Source organism: Paucibacter aquatile (assembly GCF_002885975.1).
In the GTDB taxonomy this organism is placed as follows: Bacteria; Pseudomonadota; Gammaproteobacteria; order Burkholderiales; family Burkholderiaceae_C; genus Paucibacter_A; species Paucibacter_A aquatilis.
The window spans coordinates 603,688-618,362 of record NZ_POSP01000001.1 but is presented as its reverse complement, the minus strand read 5'-3'; the positions used below and the strand labels follow the sequence as shown (position 1 = coordinate 618,362).

General features: G+C 66.2%; 15 protein-coding genes. 6 read left to right on the top strand and 9 right to left on the bottom strand.

The window, feature by feature from the left end; genetic code table 11:
• From ntrC to C1O66_RS02660, 7 genes are all read right to left on the bottom strand, one after another.
• A complete protein-coding gene (ntrC, locus tag C1O66_RS02690) occupies positions 1-1,506 on the bottom strand; it encodes a nitrogen regulation protein NR(I) (protein WP_102766436.1) in 1,506 nt (501 codons plus the stop codon).
• 43 nt (positions 1,507-1,549) lie between these two features.
• On the bottom strand, positions 1,550-2,695 hold the full coding sequence (gene glnL, locus C1O66_RS02685; RefSeq protein ID WP_102766435.1) for a nitrogen regulation protein NR(II): 1,146 nt from the start codon (positions 2,693-2,695) through the stop codon (positions 1,550-1,552).
• 57 nt (positions 2,696-2,752) lie between these two features.
• The gene (locus C1O66_RS02680; RefSeq protein ID WP_243392677.1) at positions 2,753-3,343 is read right to left on the bottom strand and encodes a hypothetical protein; all 591 of its coding nucleotides are present in this window, start codon (positions 3,341-3,343) and stop codon (positions 2,753-2,755) included.
• Between the two features lie 201 nt (positions 3,344-3,544).
• Positions 3,545-4,960, bottom strand: coding sequence for a type I glutamate--ammonia ligase (gene glnA, locus C1O66_RS02675; RefSeq protein WP_102766434.1), 1,416 nt, complete (start codon positions 4,958-4,960; stop codon positions 3,545-3,547).
• Between the two features lie 300 nt (positions 4,961-5,260).
• On the bottom strand, positions 5,261-6,085 hold the full coding sequence (locus C1O66_RS02670; protein ID WP_102766433.1) for a competence/damage-inducible protein A: 825 nt from the start codon (positions 6,083-6,085) through the stop codon (positions 5,261-5,263).
• Positions 6,082-6,981 (bottom strand): EI24 domain-containing protein, encoded by a 900-nt coding sequence (locus C1O66_RS02665; RefSeq protein WP_243392676.1) that lies wholly within the window; start codon positions 6,979-6,981, stop codon positions 6,082-6,084. Before C1O66_RS02665 ends, C1O66_RS02670 begins: the two co-directional genes overlap by 4 nt.
• A 104-nt stretch (positions 6,982-7,085) precedes the next feature.
• Positions 7,086-7,910 carry a TIGR00266 family protein gene (locus tag C1O66_RS02660; protein WP_102766623.1) on the bottom strand — a complete coding sequence of 275 codons (825 nt, stop codon included), beginning with the start codon at positions 7,908-7,910 and terminating at the stop codon, positions 7,086-7,088.
• Between the two features lie 125 nt (positions 7,911-8,035).
• Between C1O66_RS02660 and C1O66_RS02655 the strand changes: the two genes are divergently transcribed.
• The 5 genes from C1O66_RS02655 to C1O66_RS02635 all read left to right on the top strand — a co-directional run bounded on the left by C1O66_RS02655 (position 8,036) and on the right by C1O66_RS02635 (position 13,116).
• Entirely contained in the window at positions 8,036-8,839 is an 804-nt protein-coding gene (locus tag C1O66_RS02655) for an IclR family transcriptional regulator domain-containing protein (RefSeq protein WP_102766431.1), read from the top strand.
• A gap of 777 nt (positions 8,840-9,616) precedes the next feature.
• Positions 9,617-10,474, top strand: coding sequence for a phosphonate ABC transporter ATP-binding protein (gene phnC / locus C1O66_RS02650; protein ID WP_102766430.1), 858 nt, complete (start codon positions 9,617-9,619; stop codon positions 10,472-10,474).
• Between the two features lie 139 nt (positions 10,475-10,613).
• Positions 10,614-11,588 (top strand): phosphonate ABC transporter substrate-binding protein, encoded by a 975-nt coding sequence (gene phnD / locus C1O66_RS02645; RefSeq protein ID WP_102766429.1) that lies wholly within the window; start codon positions 10,614-10,616, stop codon positions 11,586-11,588.
• 41 nt (positions 11,589-11,629) lie between these two features.
• Positions 11,630-12,442 (top strand): phosphonate ABC transporter, permease protein PhnE, encoded by an 813-nt coding sequence (phnE, locus tag C1O66_RS02640; protein WP_102766428.1) that lies wholly within the window; start codon positions 11,630-11,632, stop codon positions 12,440-12,442.
• Complete coding sequence (locus tag C1O66_RS02635; RefSeq protein WP_102766427.1) at positions 12,442-13,116, top strand: DapH/DapD/GlmU-related protein; 675 nt, start codon at positions 12,442-12,444, stop codon at positions 13,114-13,116. Before phnE ends, C1O66_RS02635 begins: the two co-directional genes overlap by 1 nt.
• Positions 13,117-13,142: 26 nt before the next feature.
• Here C1O66_RS02635 and C1O66_RS02630 read toward each other — a convergent pair whose 3' ends face one another.
• Positions 13,143-13,577, bottom strand: a complete 435-nt coding sequence (locus C1O66_RS02630) for a GFA family protein (protein ID WP_243392675.1) — start codon at positions 13,575-13,577, stop codon at positions 13,143-13,145.
• Entirely contained in the window at positions 13,574-13,951 is a 378-nt protein-coding gene (locus C1O66_RS02625; protein ID WP_102766426.1) for a VOC family protein, read from the bottom strand. The genes C1O66_RS02630 and C1O66_RS02625 overlap by 4 nt, the downstream gene beginning before the upstream one ends.
• A gap of 127 nt (positions 13,952-14,078) precedes the next feature.
• On the opposite strand from C1O66_RS02625, the gene C1O66_RS02620 reads away from it, so the two are divergent.
• Positions 14,079-14,675 carry a hypothetical protein gene (locus C1O66_RS02620; RefSeq protein WP_102766425.1) on the top strand — a complete coding sequence of 199 codons (597 nt, stop codon included), beginning with the start codon at positions 14,079-14,081 and terminating at the stop codon, positions 14,673-14,675.

Sequence of the window (14,675 nt, the reverse complement as noted above, 5' to 3'; positions counted from 1 at the left end):
TCAGACGTCCAGGTTCAGTTCCTGAATCTTGCGCGTGATGGTGTTGCGGCCGATGCCCAGTTTTTGTGCTGCCTCGATGCGGCGACCATGGGTCAGCTCCAGCGCTGCGGTGATCAGGCTGGCCTCGAAGCGGCGGCTCAGCAGCTCCCAAACCTCGGGCTCGCCCGCAGCCAACAAACGGCGCGCCTCGCAGGCCATCTCCATCACCCAGGCTTCGCTGGCCACAGCTGCACCAGGCAGGGGCACGGCCGCCAGCACTTGCGCCCCAGATTGAGGCGCGGCGGCAGCAGAAGCCTCGCCTGAGCTCGCCGGCGCGTCCTCGCTGCGCTCCAGCGTCAGCTCGGCCGAGGCAGCCGGCTGCAGCAGCTCCTGCGGCAAGTCCTTGGCTTCCACCACTTGGCTGGGTGCCATGACGCTGAGCCAATGGCAGATGTTCTCCAGCTGGCGCACATTGCCGGGGAAGTCAAAAGCCAGCAGCTGAGCCAGGGCGGCTTCGCTGAGGCGCTTGGTTTCGACGCCCAGCTCGGTGGCGCTGCGTTGCAGGAAAAAACGCGCCAGCACGCCGATGTCCTCGCGCCGCTCGCGCAGCGGCGGCAGGCGCAGGCGGATCACATTGAGGCGGTGGAACAGGTCTTCCCGAAAGGCGCCCTGGCGCACGCGCGATTCCAGGTTCTGGTGGGTGGCGGCGATCACGCGCACATTGGCGCGCAGCGGGCTGTGGCCGCCAACACGGTAGAACTGACCGTCGGACAGCACGCGCAGCAGCCGCGTCTGCAGCTCCAGCGGCATGTCGCCGATTTCATCGAGAAAGAGCGTGCCACCGTCGGCCTGCTCGAAGCGCCCGCGCCGCGTGGCCTGCGCGCCGGTGAAGGCGCCGCGCTCGTGGCCGAAGAGTTCGCTCTCCAGCAAGTCCTTCGGGATGGCCGCCGTGTTGATGGCGACGAAGGGGCCCTCAGCGCGCGGGCTGTGCTTGTGCAAAGCGCGCGCAACCAGCTCCTTGCCCGAGCCCGATTCGCCGGTGATCAACACCGTCACATGGCTCTGGCTCAGGCGGCCAATGGCACGGAACACGTCCTGCATGGCGGGCGCCTGGCCCAGCATCTCGGGCACTTGCGCGGCGGCCTCGTCGGCCACGGCCTCGCGCTGGCTTTCTTCTTGGGCGCGGCGGATCAGCTCGACCGCACGCGGCAGGTCAAAGGGTTTGGGCAAGTATTCAAACGCCCCGCCCTGGAAGGCCGCCACGGCGCTGTCGAGGTCGGAGTAAGCCGTCATGATGATGACGGGCAGATGCGGCAGGCGGGCCTTGACCTTGGCGAGCAGGTCAAGACCTGACCCTCCGGGCATGCGGATGTCGGACACCAGCACCTGCGGGCTGTCCTCTTCCAGCGCGGCCAGCAGATCGCGGGCATTGCTGAAGGTGCGGACGGGCAGGCCCTCGCGGCTCAAGGCCTTCTCCAGCACGAAGCGGATGGAATGATCGTCGTCGACAACCCAGATGGATTTCATGCGGCGGGGTCCCTCTAGGAAATGCCAGAGCTATGGGCCAGGGCTAAGGCAAGGGCAAGGTGATGCGAAAGTCGGTCCGGCCCGGTTCACTTTCACAGTCGATCATGCCTTGGTGCTGTTGGGCGATCGTCTGGGCCAGCGTCAGGCCGAGGCCGGAACCGCCCTCTCGCCCCGACACCAGGGGAAAGAAGATGCGATCACGAATCTCGGCCGGAATTCCGGGGCCGTTGTCCTCGACATGCAATTCCAATGCCAAGCGCCAGCGTTGTTTACCAATCGTCACCTGCCGGGCCACCCGCGTGCGCAAGGTGATGCAGGCATCACCGGCCGCCATGCGGGACTGCAAGGCCTGGGCCGCGTTCTGCACGATGTTGAGCACGGCCTGGATCAGCTGCTCGCGGTCACCGCGGAAATCGGGCAGCGAGGTGTCGTAATCGCGCTTGATCGACAGGCCACGCGGATGCTCGACCAGCACCAGGGCGCGCACCCGCTCACAAACCTCGTGGATGTTGACATCGGCCACCACCGGCGCATGGCGGTGCGGGGCCAGCAGGCGGTCGACCAGGCTTTGCAGGCGATCGACCTCATGGATGATGACCTGGGTGTACTCGCTGAGCTCGGCCCCCATCGCGGTGGGTGCCAGCTCCATGGTCAGCAGCTGCGCGGCGCCGCGGATGCCGCCCAGCGGGTTCTTGATTTCGTGCGCCAGATTGCGGGTCAGCTCCTTGGTGGCCTGCACCTGGTCGAGCGTGCGTTCTTCGCGGTCCTGGCGGGTCTGCTGGGCGTTCTCGATCAGCTCGATCAGAACCAGATCGCCGCCGCGCGGCGCGGCCGAGCCGACCTCCAGCTGCGAGACGATCACGTGCACCGGCACCAGCACCTCGTGCGGGCGCACGCCACGGCGCAGCAAGGCATCGAAACGGCTGCTGGAATAGGCGTTGCGGGCCACGCCCTCGACCGTGTCGCGCAGGCGGCCGGCTTCGGCAAACCAGTCGTAGAGACTGCTGCGCTGCACGGCGCGGCGCGACAGGCCCATGACGTTTTCAAACGCGGTGTTGGCGAACAGGCATTCGCCGTCCGGGCGGACCACGGCCACCATGGTGGCCAGCATGTCCAGGGCATCGAACACCGGCGGTGTCCGCTCGGCCTCGGTCAGAGGCACGGAATGGGTGGGAGCACTGGGGCTCATGAGAACAACTCCTGGGTGCCGCTGCGCGCGCCCCAGACCGGCGACGATCGCCGGGCCTCAGGACGGCAGCTTGCTGATTTCGCGTTTGAGCGCCGCGACATCGCTCTCCTGGCGCGCGATGCTGGCCTTGAGCTCGGCCATGCGGTCCAGGTAGCGCTGGTAGTTGCGCTCGTCGGCGCGTCGCTCGGCGTTGCCGCCGGCGTATTCACGCTGCGTGGTGGCCAGGCGTTCCTCGGCCTCGCGCAGCTCGGTTTCCAGCACGCGGCGGCGTTCGTTGTCACGGCTGCGCTGCTGGCTCGGGTCGACCCTGCCGCCATCGCTGCTGCTGCGCGCCGCCGGCGTGCCGCTGGCTTCACCATGCGAGCCCCCGGCCGTGCCTGCCGTGCCCGCCTTGGGCTTGGGCGACTGCACCACGGTGATGGGCGAGCCCTCGATGGTGCGGCAACCCTTCTCCAACGCTTCCTTGGCCGACAAGGCATCGGTGTAGAGCACCGGCGGGCCGGGGCAACGGTAGACCGTGCCCTGGGCCTGAGCACCCGAGGCCAGGGCCGAGATGAGCGCGCCCGCACTCCAAACGGCCCATTTCGGCAGACCGGCTCGGGCACTCTTGCGGATCGAAGTCATCGGCGAAGCGGATCGGATCAACATGGCGCGATTGTGGCCCATGTGCTGTGTCCGCAGTCAACGCACAAACCCGCTGAATCCCGCCTTGTCCTGCGCAACCCACAGCCAATGAACCCGGGCCGGGCATGAAAAAGGACGGCCGAGGCCGTCCTTTGCGTTGAGCCTTGCGGCTCGTGAAAGCCCGGCCTGCAGCGCACATCACGGCACGCTGAGGGCCGGCGGCCATCACAGTGCGTAGTACATATCGAACTCGACCGGGTGGGTCGCCATGCGCAGGCGGGTCACTTCCTGCATCTTCAGGTCGATGTAGGCGTCAATGTAAGCATCGGTGAACACGCCACCCTTGGTCAGGAAGGCACGGTCCTTGTCCAGCGCTTCCAGGGCCTGGTCCAGGCTGTGGCAGACGGTGGGCACCAGTGCGTCTTCTTCCGGCGGCAGGTGGTACAGGTCCTTGGTGGCGGCTTCGCCCGGGTGGATCTTGTTTTCCACGCCGTCCAGACCCGCCATCAGCAGCGCTGCGAAGCACAGATAGGGGTTGGCCGAAGGATCGGGGAAGCGAGCCTCGACGCGGCGGCCCTTGGGGTTGGCCACGTAGGGGATGCGGATCGAGGCCGAGCGGTTCTTGGCCGAGTAGGCCAGCTTCACCGGGGCTTCGAAGCCAGGCACCAGGCGCTTGTACGAGTTCGTGCCGGGGTTGGTGATGGCGTTCAGGGCACGGGCGTGCTTGATGATGCCGCCGATGTAGTACAGGGCGAAGTCGCTCAGACCAGCGTAGCCGTCACCGGCGAACAGGTTCTTGCCGTCCTTCCACACGGACTGGTGCACGTGCATGCCGCTGCCGTTGTCGCCGACCAGGGGCTTGGGCATGAAGGTGGCGGTCTTGCCGTAGGCATGGGCCACGTTCTGGATCACGTACTTCTGCAGCTGGGTCCAGTCGGCGCGCTCGACCAGGGAGCTGAACTTGGTGCCGATTTCCATCTGGCCCGCGTTCGCCACTTCGTGGTGGTGGACTTCAACCGGGATGCCCAGTTGTTCCAGGATCAAGCACATTTCCGAGCGCATGTCCTGGCCGCTGTCGACCGGGGGCACGGGGAAGTAGCCACCCTTGACGGTCGGACGATAGCCGGTGTTGCCGTGCTCGTATTCCTTGCCGGTGTTCCAGGCGCCTTCCTCAGATTCGATCTTGAAGAAGGAACCCGACATGTCGTTGGCCCAACGCACCGAGTCGAAGATGAAGAATTCGGGCTCAGGACCGAAGTAGGCGGTGTCGCCCAGGCCGGAGGCCTTCAGGTACGCTTCCGCGCGCTTGGCCAGGGAGCGGGGATCGCGCTCGTAGGCCTTGCCGTCGGCCGGGTCGACCACGTCGCAGGACAGGATCAGGGTCGGCTCTTCGAAGAAGGGGTCGATATTGGCCGTGTTCGGATCGGGCATGAGCAGCATGTCCGAGGCTTCGATGCCCTTCCAGCCTGCGATGGACGAGCCGTCGAAAGCATGGCCGGAGACGAACTTGTCTTCGTCGAAGTGCGAAACCGGCACGGTCACGTGCTGTTCCTTGCCACGGGTGTCGGTGAAACGGAAGTCAACAAACTTGACTTCGTTTTCCTTGACGATCTTCATCACGTCGGCGACGGTCTTGGCCATCAGAAACTCCTAAACGGGTAAGTAGCGGGAGAAAGCTTGCGGATGCGTAGGTATTTGTTTGGCTTGCACTGCTCGAACAGACTCAGGCCGCGCAGCCTTTGAATAAGCAGTTTGTGTGCCAACTTTGGGCTGCTCGTGCGCTTTGCGTCAGCCCTCGGGGCCCAGCCCCGCCAGCCCTGCGCTGCACCGGTGCATCCGGCCCCAAAGCCCCGGGATTATGGGCCGAGGCCCGGCCCCGGAACAGGGCGGCCAGTCAAGAAATCACGAGGCAATCACCAAAACAGTGCAAGACCAGGCGACTCAGCGCACCAATTCAGTGCTCACCGTGGCACCAAACTGGATCACGCCGCTTTTCAGTGCCTGGTAGGCCGCGTCCATCTGCTCCGCCGGGCCCTTGACGCCCAGCTCGATATGGCGGCCCCACTGCGGGTGGTCCACGCTGGGCAGGCTGAAGACCTTGATGCCCGGGAATTCCGCCTCCACGCGCTCCATCAGCGGGGTCAGGCTGGCCTCCATGGCGCCCTGCACGATCAGCGAGAGCTCCTGGCGCTGCACCGGGCGCTGCAGATCGGCGTGGCGCTGGTCCAGCACCCACTCCATCATCGGGTGCGCCATCACCGGGAAGCCGGGCACGAAGTAGACCGTGCCGACCGAAAAGCCCGGGATCTTATTGAAGGGGTTGGGGATGATCTCGGCGCCGACCGGGAACACGCCCATCTCCAGGCGGCGCAAGGTGTCGGGGTGTTCGGGGTCGACCGACTCGCCCTTCTCTGCCGCCATGTCCTGGATGCGCTGCCAGATCAGGGCGCGCGCCTCGGGATGCAGGGCCAGCTCGCGGTCGAGCGCGGCAGCCGCGGCCTGGCGGGTGTGGTCGTCCGGCGTGGCGCCGATGCCGCCACAGCTGATCACCAGGTCACCGCTGGCGAAGGCCTCGCGCAGCCGGGCGCTGATGTGAGCACGGTCATCGCCCAGGTACTGGGCCCAGTCCAGGCTCATGCCGCGCGCGGCCAGGATCTCGATGAACTTGCTGAGGTGCTTGTCCTGGCGCTTGCCGGACAAAATCTCGTCGCCAATGATGATCAGGCCGATCTTGGGCCGAGGGGTCAAAACCGAGGGGGTGTTCATGCGTCAGCCTTGGGCAGCAATGGGGGTGTAGGGGTGGGAGCTTCAGCATCGAGAACCAGGCCCGAGGGTCCGGGCGCCGCGGCCGAGCGGCTCAGGCGCAGCTCCTGCAGCGCGGCCAGGCAGTAGTGCGTGAACCACAGGGAAGAAAAGGCAAAGACCAGGGTGTAGAGCCAGATCGAGGCCAGGATCAAAAACGGCGCCAAGGCGACGGCCATCACGCCAAACGCCCAAATCGCTGCCGGCGCGGCACCGAGGTAGCCCGTCAGCAGGCCCAGGCCCAGCAGGGGCAGGCGGTGCAGGCGCAGCAGCTGACGCCGCTCGGCCACCGAGGCGTGCTCGGACAAGGCGTCGTAGGCAAACACCCGGTAACCCAGCCAGCCCCAGATCAACGGCGGCACGATCAGCACCAGGGGTGGAATCAGCAGGAAAGGCAGGCTGATCACAAAGGCCAGCAGCGCCGCCACTCCATGAGCGAGCGACCACAGCAGCGAATGCACAAAGGACGCACCCCGTTTGCGCTCCAGCAGCGGAAAGCGCCGCTGCGCCACCAGATTGACGGCGGTGGGCGTCAGCAGCAAGGCCACCAGCAAGAGGCTCAGCACCACCAGCACCGGCAGGGCCAGGGCCAGCACCAGCAAGGGCGCCAGGGCCGAGCGGAAACCGCCCAGACCGACATGGTCCAGCCAGCCCAGCAAGGACTCGATCAGGCGCCAGGACTCCAGCTGCGCGCGCATGCCGTCCACGGCCTGCTCCCAGAAAAAGTAGCCCAGGCCGAAGGCCAGGCCGGCCGCGATCAGCAGGGGCAGCAGGGACAGGGCGATCACCCGCGGATGCAGGCAGTAGGCGGCCGCGCGCCAGAAGGCGTCGGCCACACGGCTCATGGATTGAACAGGCATGTCGGGATGGTGAAGGCGAAACCGCGAAGCGGCTCAAAAAACCGAACAAAAAAAGAGCGGCCCGGGGCCGCTCGCAGTGCAGGGGATCGGCGCGCGGCCCTCGCTCACTCGTCGTCGCCGCCGAGCAGGCCACCCAGGATGCCCGCGCCTGCCGCGCCGGCCGCGAAGCCGCCGAGCACCGAGCCTTCTTCCCGGCGTCCGCCGTTTTGCGGAGCAGCAGCAAAGATGCGCGAAGCCAGGCGCGAGAAGGGCAGGCTCTGCAGCCAGACCTCGCCAGGGCCGGTCAGTTTGGCCAGGAACAGGCCCTCGCCGCCGAACAGCGCGGTCTTGATCTTGCCAACGTACTGGATCTCGAAATCCACGCTCGGGGTGTAGGCCACCACGCAGCCGGTGTCCACCAGCAAGGTCTGGCCGGGCGCCAGGGTGCGGCGCACCACGGTGCCGCCGGCGTGGACAAAAGCCAGGCCATCGCCTTCGAGCTTTTGCATGATGAAGCCTTCACCGCCGAAGAAGCCGGTGCCCAGCTTTTGCTGGATGGCGATGCCCAGGGACACGCCGCGGGCCGCGCACAAGAAGGCATCCTTCTGGCAGATCAGGGTGCCGCCGAGCTGGCGCAGATCCATGGGCAGGATCTTGCCCGGGTAGGGGGCGGCAAAGGCCACGCGCTGCTTGCCCGAGCCTTGGTTGGTGTAGATGGTGGTGAACAGCGATTCGCCGGTGATCAGGCGCTTGCCCGCGCCCAGCAGCTTGCCGAAGAAGCCGCCCTGGCTGGCTGCGCCATCGCCGAAGACGGTGTCCATGGAAATGCCGGCATCCATGAACATCATGCTGCCAGCCTCGCCGATGGCGGCTTCGCCCGGGTCGAGCTCGACCTCGACGAACTGCATCTCGGCGCCCTTGATCTCAAAATCGACAACATCCATGGCCATGACAAAAAACTCCTCACTCACTGGGGGAAAGACTGCGGGCGCGATGTTAGCCAGTTTTTCGGGCCGCTGCCGTCGGTCACAGCGGCAGGGCGGTGAAGCCCAGGCCCATCCCTATACTGCCGCCCATGAACGATGACGCCAGCGCGCCCGACGCCACCGCACCCAAGCCCGGGGACAGCTATGTGCAGTCCTTTGCCCGCGGTCTGTCGGTGATCCGCGCCTTCGACGCCAGCGCACCGCGCCAGACCCTGACCGAGGTGGCGCGCCGCTGCGGCATGACGCGGGCCGGCGCCCGCCGCATCCTGCTGACCCTGGAAACCCTGGGTTATGTGAAGAGCGATGGCCGCCTGTTCGCCCTGACCCCCAAGATCCTGGACCTCGGTTTTGCCTACCTGTCCTCGCAGCCGCTGTGGCAGTTCGCCGAGCCGGTGATGCAGCAACTGGCCGCCGAACTGGGCGAGAGCGTCTCGGCCGCGGTGCTGGAAGGCCAGGACATCGTCTACGTGCTGCGCGTGCCAGCGCGCAAGATCATGAGCATCAACCTCGGCGTGGGCAGCCGCCTGCCGGCCTGGTGCACCTCCATGGGCCGCGTCCTGCTGGCCAGCCTGCCGCCCCCGGCACTCGAATCTCAGCTGAGTCAGATCCAAATCGCCCCGCTGGCCGGCCGCACCGTGGCCAACCTGCCCGATCTGCGCGAGCGCATCCAGCAAGCCGGCCGCCAGGGCTGGTGCCTGGTCAACCAGGAGCTCGAGGACGGCCTGGTGTCGCTTGCAGCGCCCATCACCGACCGCAACGGCCACGTGATCGCCGCGCTCAATGTCGGCTCCCAAGTGAACCGCCGCTCCCCCGACCAGCTGCTGGCCCATACCCTGCCCCGCCTGCTCGACGCCGCCGGCCAGATTTCGCGTCTGCTGCAGATCAAGGCTTGAACCGGGCCGGGGGCCGGCGCATTGCGGACCTTCGTTGTGCTCGTCGTTCTCGCTGCGGTGGCTCGCCCCGCCGCCGGGCTCATGGTTCGCGGGTCGGCTCTTTGAGCCGACTCCCCTCGCTGCTCACTGCGCGGCTCAGCGGCGCCAAACTCCCTCCGTTCGCTGCGCTCACTGTGGTCAAACAGTGGCGCCGAGTCAGAGCTTGATGCGCATGGGTACACGCGCCTGAGCCGCTCCGCTGCGCCCTCGGCCGCGCACAAATCGCCCGTCGGCGGGCCGAGCCACCTTCGAAGGTGGCGTTTTCCACCGTGGAAAGGGGCAGATCGACCGCGATGCAAGCGCCCTGCAGCCCGTGCCGCTGCCGGGCGATTTGTGCCGGGCAGAGCAGCACAGCGCCTCGGGGCGCGCGCGTACCCGCGCGCTTCAAGTTCTGACTTGGCGCTTCTGTTTGAACGAAGCGAACGCAGGGAGCGAAGTGAGTTATGCGCCAGCCCCGAGGCGCGAGCAGCGCAGGGAAGTCGGCCCGTCAGGGCCGACCCCGGAACCATGAGCCCGGCAGCGGCACGGGCTGCAGGGCCTCACGAGCAAAACCAAAGACTACTTCGTGCCGCACCCAATCAGATCAGCCCCGTCACCGCGCCGACTCAGCCCCGCCACGAATCTTTCACACAAGCTGCCTAGCATCGCCGCAGCTCATCACAGCCGCCATTGACGGCCGTGCAAGGGCGGCTGAATCGAAGTTCCCGACGGACGAAAAGCAAGCAAACGAGGTGCGGCATGCAGCATGCAATCGAAGTGAATGCGCTGAGCAAGCGCTTTGGCGCGCGTCAGGCCCTGGACCAGGTCAGCCTGCAGCTGCGGCCCGGTGAGATGGTGGCGCTGATTGGCGCCTCGGGCTCGGGCAAATCGACCCTGCTGCGCCACCTGTCCGGCTTTGTGGCGGGCGATGCCAGCTCGGGCGAGCTGCGCGTGATGGGTCAGCTGGTGCAGTCGCAAGGCCGCATCGCCGCCAACATCCGCAGCGTGCGCGCCCAGATCGGTTTTGTCTTCCAGCAGTTCAACCTGGTCGGCCGCATGACGCTGCTGAACAATGTGCTGACCGGCCAACTGCATCGCATCCCGCTGCACCGCAGCCTGCTGCAGTGGTTCACCCGCGAGGAACGCGCCGCCGGCCTGAAAGCGCTGGCCGAAGTTGGTATAGACGACTATGCCTTTCAGCGCGCCTCCACCCTCTCGGGCGGCCAGCAGCAGCGCGCTGCCATCGCGCGAGCCCTGGTGCAAGGCGCCAAGGTGGTGCTGGCCGATGAGCCGATTGCCTCGCTGGACCCAGAATCGTCGCGCAAGGTCATGGACATGCTGGCCCGTGTCAACCGCGAGCATGGCTGCACGGTGCTGGTGTCTCTGCACCAGGTCGATGTGGCGCTGCGCTACTGCAGCCGCGTGATCGCCATGCGCGACGGCCGGGTGGTCTTTGACGGCCCGAGTAACGCACTCAACCCCAGCTTTCTGAACGAGTTGTACGCCAGCGATGCCGAGGCTCCCGCGCTGCCAGTCGGGCCCACCGCTCCGGAGTCTCTGGACAGCCAGCCCATGCCCTTGCCGCCGCTGCACAAGCCCGAACCGGTGGCGGCCTGACGCGGCCCCGGCACCCGCTGCTCCACTCACCCCACTCGCCCCATTTGCCCCATTTGCCACAGCGGGCGGCCCTGATCCGCCTTCCCTGGCTCCCTTCTGCTTTCGTTTCCTCCCACCTTCAGTTCATCGGAGAACCCCCATGTTCCGCAAACTCCTGCTCGCGTCCTGCACCCTGCTGGCCAGCACCCTGAGCCACGCCCAGGACATCAACTTCGGCATCATCTCGACCGAATCGGCCGCCCACCTGAAAGCCGACTGGGCCCCCATCCTGGCCGATATGGAAGCCAAGACCGGCTACAAGGTCAAAGCCTTCTTCGCCAATGACTACGCCGGCATCATCGAAGCGATGCGCTTCAACAAGGTGCAGATGGCCTGGATGGGCAACAAATCCGGCATGGAAGCCGTGGATCGTGCCGGCGGCGAGGTCTTCGCCCAAACCAGCTATGCCGACGGCGCCCTGGGCTACCACTCGCTGCTGATCACGCACAAGGAAAGCGGCATCAAGAATGTCGACCAGGTGCTCAAGAACCCACGCGAGTACAACTACGGCGCCGGCGACCCGCAATCGACCTCGGGCACCCTGGTGCCGGGCTACTACCTCTACGCCCTCAACGGCATCGACCCCAAGACCCACTACAAGTCCAGCCGCGCCGGCAACCACGAGTCCAACCTGATGGCCACGGCCGCCAAGCAGGTCGATGTGGCCATCACCAACACCGAGGTGTTCGAGAAGTTCCAGAAGCGCGAGGCCGACAAGGCCAAGAGCATCCACATCCTGTGGAAGTCGCCCCTGATCGCCGCCGATCCCATGGTCTGGCGCGCCGACCTGTCGGCCGATATGAAGGCCAAGCTCAAGGGCTTCTTCCTGAGCTACGGCCGCGGTGAGTCCGAGCAGGCCAAGCGCGAGCTGGCCCATCTGGCCAAGCTGACCTTCGGGGTCTTCAATGAATCCAGCAACAAGCAGTTGGTGCCCTTCCGTCAGCTGGAGCTGTTCAAGGACAAGGCCAAGCTGGAAGCCGACGACAAGATGGACGCCGCCACCAAGCAAGGCAAGTTGGCCGAGATCCAGAAGAAGCTGGCCGAGCTGAACGCCCAGCTCGCCTCGGCCAAGTAAACCGCGGCCCGCTGCAGCCCCATTCGACTGACATCACGGCCATGAGCTCACGCACCGAAGCCCCCCACACCGCGCCCACGCCCGGCCTGCCCCAGCCGCCGCGTGCCCACCTGGGCAGCCTGATGCTCTGGGGCCTGGGCCTGGCCTTGCTGGCCTGGTCCTGGCGCGGGGCCGATATGCGCCCTGCTGCGCTCTGGGCAGATTCGGCCAATATGGCCAGCTTCGCCAAGGAGTTCTTCCCGCCCGACTTCAGCGAATGGCGGACGTATGTGACCGAGATGATCGTCACGGTGCAGGTGGCCGTCTGGGGCACGGTGCTGGCCGTCATCTGTGCCGTGCCCTTCGGCCTGCTCAGCTCAGCCAATATCGCGCCGGCCTGGCTGCACCAGCCGGTGCGCCGGCTGATGGATTCGGCCCGCGCGATCAACGAGATGGTGTTCGCCATGCTCTTCATCGTGGCGGTGGGTCTGGGACCGTTTGCCGGCGTGCTGGCCCTGTGGGTGCACACCACGGGCATTCTGGCCAAGCTCTTCTCGGAGGCGGTGGAGTCCATCGACCCGCGCCCGGTCGAGGGCATACGCGCCACTGGCGCCAATGCGCTGGAAGAGATCGTCTACGGCGTGATCCCGCAGGTGATGCCACTCTGGGTGTCCTACACCCTCTACCGCTTCGAGTCGAATGTGCGCTCGGCCTCGGTCGTGGGCATGGTGGGTGCGGGCGGCATCGGCGTCATCCTCTACGAGGTGATCCGCAGCTTCCAGTACGCGCACACCGCCGCGGTGATGCTCATCATCATCGCCTTCGTCACCGGCATCGATCTGATCTCGGCGCGCATTCGCAAGGTGCTGATCTGATGACGAGTTATCACATCGCCGCCCACAATCTGCCCGAGCCGGTGCGCCTGGGCGAGGCTCCGACCCTGGCCCGTGATGCCATCGTGCGCGACAGCCGCTTCGGCCGCTGGTGCGAAGTCGGGGCCAGCACCCGCATCGAGCACAGCGCATTCGGTGACTACAGCTATGTCGGCCACCACGCAGACATCATGGCCGCCGACATCGGCAAGTTCGTCAATATCGCCAATCTGGTGCGCATCAACCCGGGCTTCCATCCGGTCGAGCGCCCCTGCCTGCACCACATCCTCTACCGCGGCAGCATGTATGGCGAGGGCTTTGGCGAGGACGACGCCGAGCTCTTCCACTGGCGCCGCCTGCAGCGCGTCAGCATCGGCCACGACGTCTGGCTGGGCCACGGCGTGGTCATCATGCCCGGCGTCAAGATCGGCCATGGCGCCGTGATCGGCAGCGGCAGCATCGTCACCCGCGATGTGCCCGCCTGGACCATTGCCGCCGGCAACCCCTGCCGCCCCATCCGCCCCCGCTTCACCCCCGCCATCGGCCGCGCCATCGAAGCCGTGGCCTGGTGGGACTGGTCGCACGAGGAGCTGCAGGCGCGGCAGGAAGAACTCAAGGATGTGCGCAAGATGCTGGCAGCGCATGAGCGGCGCCAGGCGGGCGCGAGCGGCGACTGAATCAACGCCGACCGGCCGGCGCTGACTCAGGCCAGGTGCTCGATCTCGCCGCGCAGCTGCACCCAGGCATGCATGCGCTTCTCATAGACCGAGAAGCTGGGCGCCGGGAACTGCGGATCGGCAAAGGCTCCCAGCGGGATGCCCAGCATCTCCGGCATGGCCAGCAGCTCGTAGTAGACCGTGGCGCCACAGATCGGGCAGAAATGGAAACGGCAGGTCGAGCCGGAGTCTCCTGTGCGATCCCAGCTGTGGCTCTCGCCCTGCAAGGTCACGGCCGCACGAGGAAAGCGGGCCTGGGCGCCAAAGACACTGCCGGTGCGCCGTTGGCAGGCCAGGCAATGGCAGACCGACACCCGCAAGGGCTCACCTCGGGCCTGGGCCTGCAACTGCCCGCAGCTGCAGGCGGCGTGATGAAGGCGCGGTTGCGGCGCCGCGGTGCTGGACGTGTCCATGCTGCTCATACCCCCTCCGGCGCGTGGCAGACCGCCTCGATATTGTGGCCATCGGGGCCGATGACAAAAGCCGCGTAGTAGTGGGCGTGGTACTGCGGTCGCAGGCCCGGTGGGCCGTGGTCACGGCCGCCTGCTGCCAGCGCCGCCGCGTAAAAGGCATCCACCTGCGCCCGCGTCTCGGCCTTGAAGGCCAGATGCAAAGGCGCCGGCCGCTCCTGTGTCTCGAACAAGCACAGCGAGGCGTCCCCGCTGCCACAGAGCTCTACCCCATAGCTGGGCTCGCCCTCGCCGCCCAGGCTGACGCCAAGCGGCGCCAGGGCCTGAAGGAAAAAGCGTTTGCTGGCGGCGTAGTCGCTGACGCCGAATTTGACGTGGTCGAACATGAGGGGCCTCCCAAGTGCTGCGGTCTCCACGTGCGCGCGCCATCGCAGCCATGGGCGGGATTATTCACGGCGCCGCGTCCCTTGGCGTGTTTCCCTGGGGAATTCAACGCTGATTCAACGCTGGCACTTGAACCTTGGCAGCTTCTTCGACCATCCCGCCCGACACACCATGCCCACTGCATATCGTCCTGCCGACGCCGGCGGCTTTTCTCGGTTTGAGCTGCTGGCAGCCAACCCTCAGGTTCTGTCTGAGTTCGCCTGCCACTGCGCCACCGAAGATTCAGGCGAGAACCTCTTGGCCTACCTGCTGCTTCAGTACATCGACTGCCGGGCCACTGCCGGGCGGGATGTGTCGGATGAGTTCAACATCCTCTATCGCGATTTCATCCGCGAAGGCTGCAGCCTGGACCTGAACATCTCATCCCAGGTGCGCAAACGGGTGGTGGGATGCCTGTATGAAATCCCGAACCGGGAATATCGATCTGCGCTGAGTTTCGAACTCGAAGGCAATCTGTGCGACCCATGGGTTCGCTTCGTCGCACTCAAGCCCCAGCTGGAAACCGGATTCCCCAAGGACTTTCGAACACCCAGCGCCATCCCGGGCATCGAGATCTGGAAGGCCTATCTGGAGGTGCGGCGCATCTTCGGCAAGGGGCCTCATCCAGCCGGGCCGAATCGAGCGCAACGCTTCGTCAGCAAGTTGCGCCGCCGTCTTGGCCATTGA

Coding starts and splice junctions, on each gene's coding strand:
- C1O66_RS02630 (WP_243392675.1), bottom strand. CDS start 13,577: ATGAGCAGCATGGACACGTCCAGCACCGCGGCGCCGCAACCGCGCCTT.
- phnD (WP_102766429.1), top strand. CDS start 10,614: ATGTTCCGCAAACTCCTGCTCGCGTCCTGCACCCTGCTGGCCAGCACC.
- C1O66_RS02635 (WP_102766427.1), top strand. CDS start 12,442: ATGACGAGTTATCACATCGCCGCCCACAATCTGCCCGAGCCGGTGCGC.
- C1O66_RS02680 (WP_243392677.1), bottom strand. CDS start 3,343: ATGTTGATCCGATCCGCTTCGCCGATGACTTCGATCCGCAAGAGTGCC.
- glnA (WP_102766434.1), bottom strand. CDS start 4,960: ATGGCCAAGACCGTCGCCGACGTGATGAAGATCGTCAAGGAAAACGAA.
- ntrC (WP_102766436.1), bottom strand. CDS start 1,506: ATGAAATCCATCTGGGTTGTCGACGACGATCATTCCATCCGCTTCGTG.
- C1O66_RS02625 (WP_102766426.1), bottom strand. CDS start 13,951: ATGTTCGACCACGTCAAATTCGGCGTCAGCGACTACGCCGCCAGCAAA.
- C1O66_RS02665 (WP_243392676.1), bottom strand. CDS start 6,981: ATGCCTGTTCAATCCATGAGCCGTGTGGCCGACGCCTTCTGGCGCGCG.
- phnE (WP_102766428.1), top strand. CDS start 11,630: ATGAGCTCACGCACCGAAGCCCCCCACACCGCGCCCACGCCCGGCCTG.
- phnC (WP_102766430.1), top strand. CDS start 9,617: ATGCAGCATGCAATCGAAGTGAATGCGCTGAGCAAGCGCTTTGGCGCG.
- C1O66_RS02655 (WP_102766431.1), top strand. CDS start 8,036: ATGAACGATGACGCCAGCGCGCCCGACGCCACCGCACCCAAGCCCGGG.
- glnL (WP_102766435.1), bottom strand. CDS start 2,695: ATGAGCCCCAGTGCTCCCACCCATTCCGTGCCTCTGACCGAGGCCGAG.
- C1O66_RS02660 (WP_102766623.1), bottom strand. CDS start 7,910: ATGGCCATGGATGTTGTCGATTTTGAGATCAAGGGCGCCGAGATGCAG.
- C1O66_RS02670 (WP_102766433.1), bottom strand. CDS start 6,085: ATGAACACCCCCTCGGTTTTGACCCCTCGGCCCAAGATCGGCCTGATC.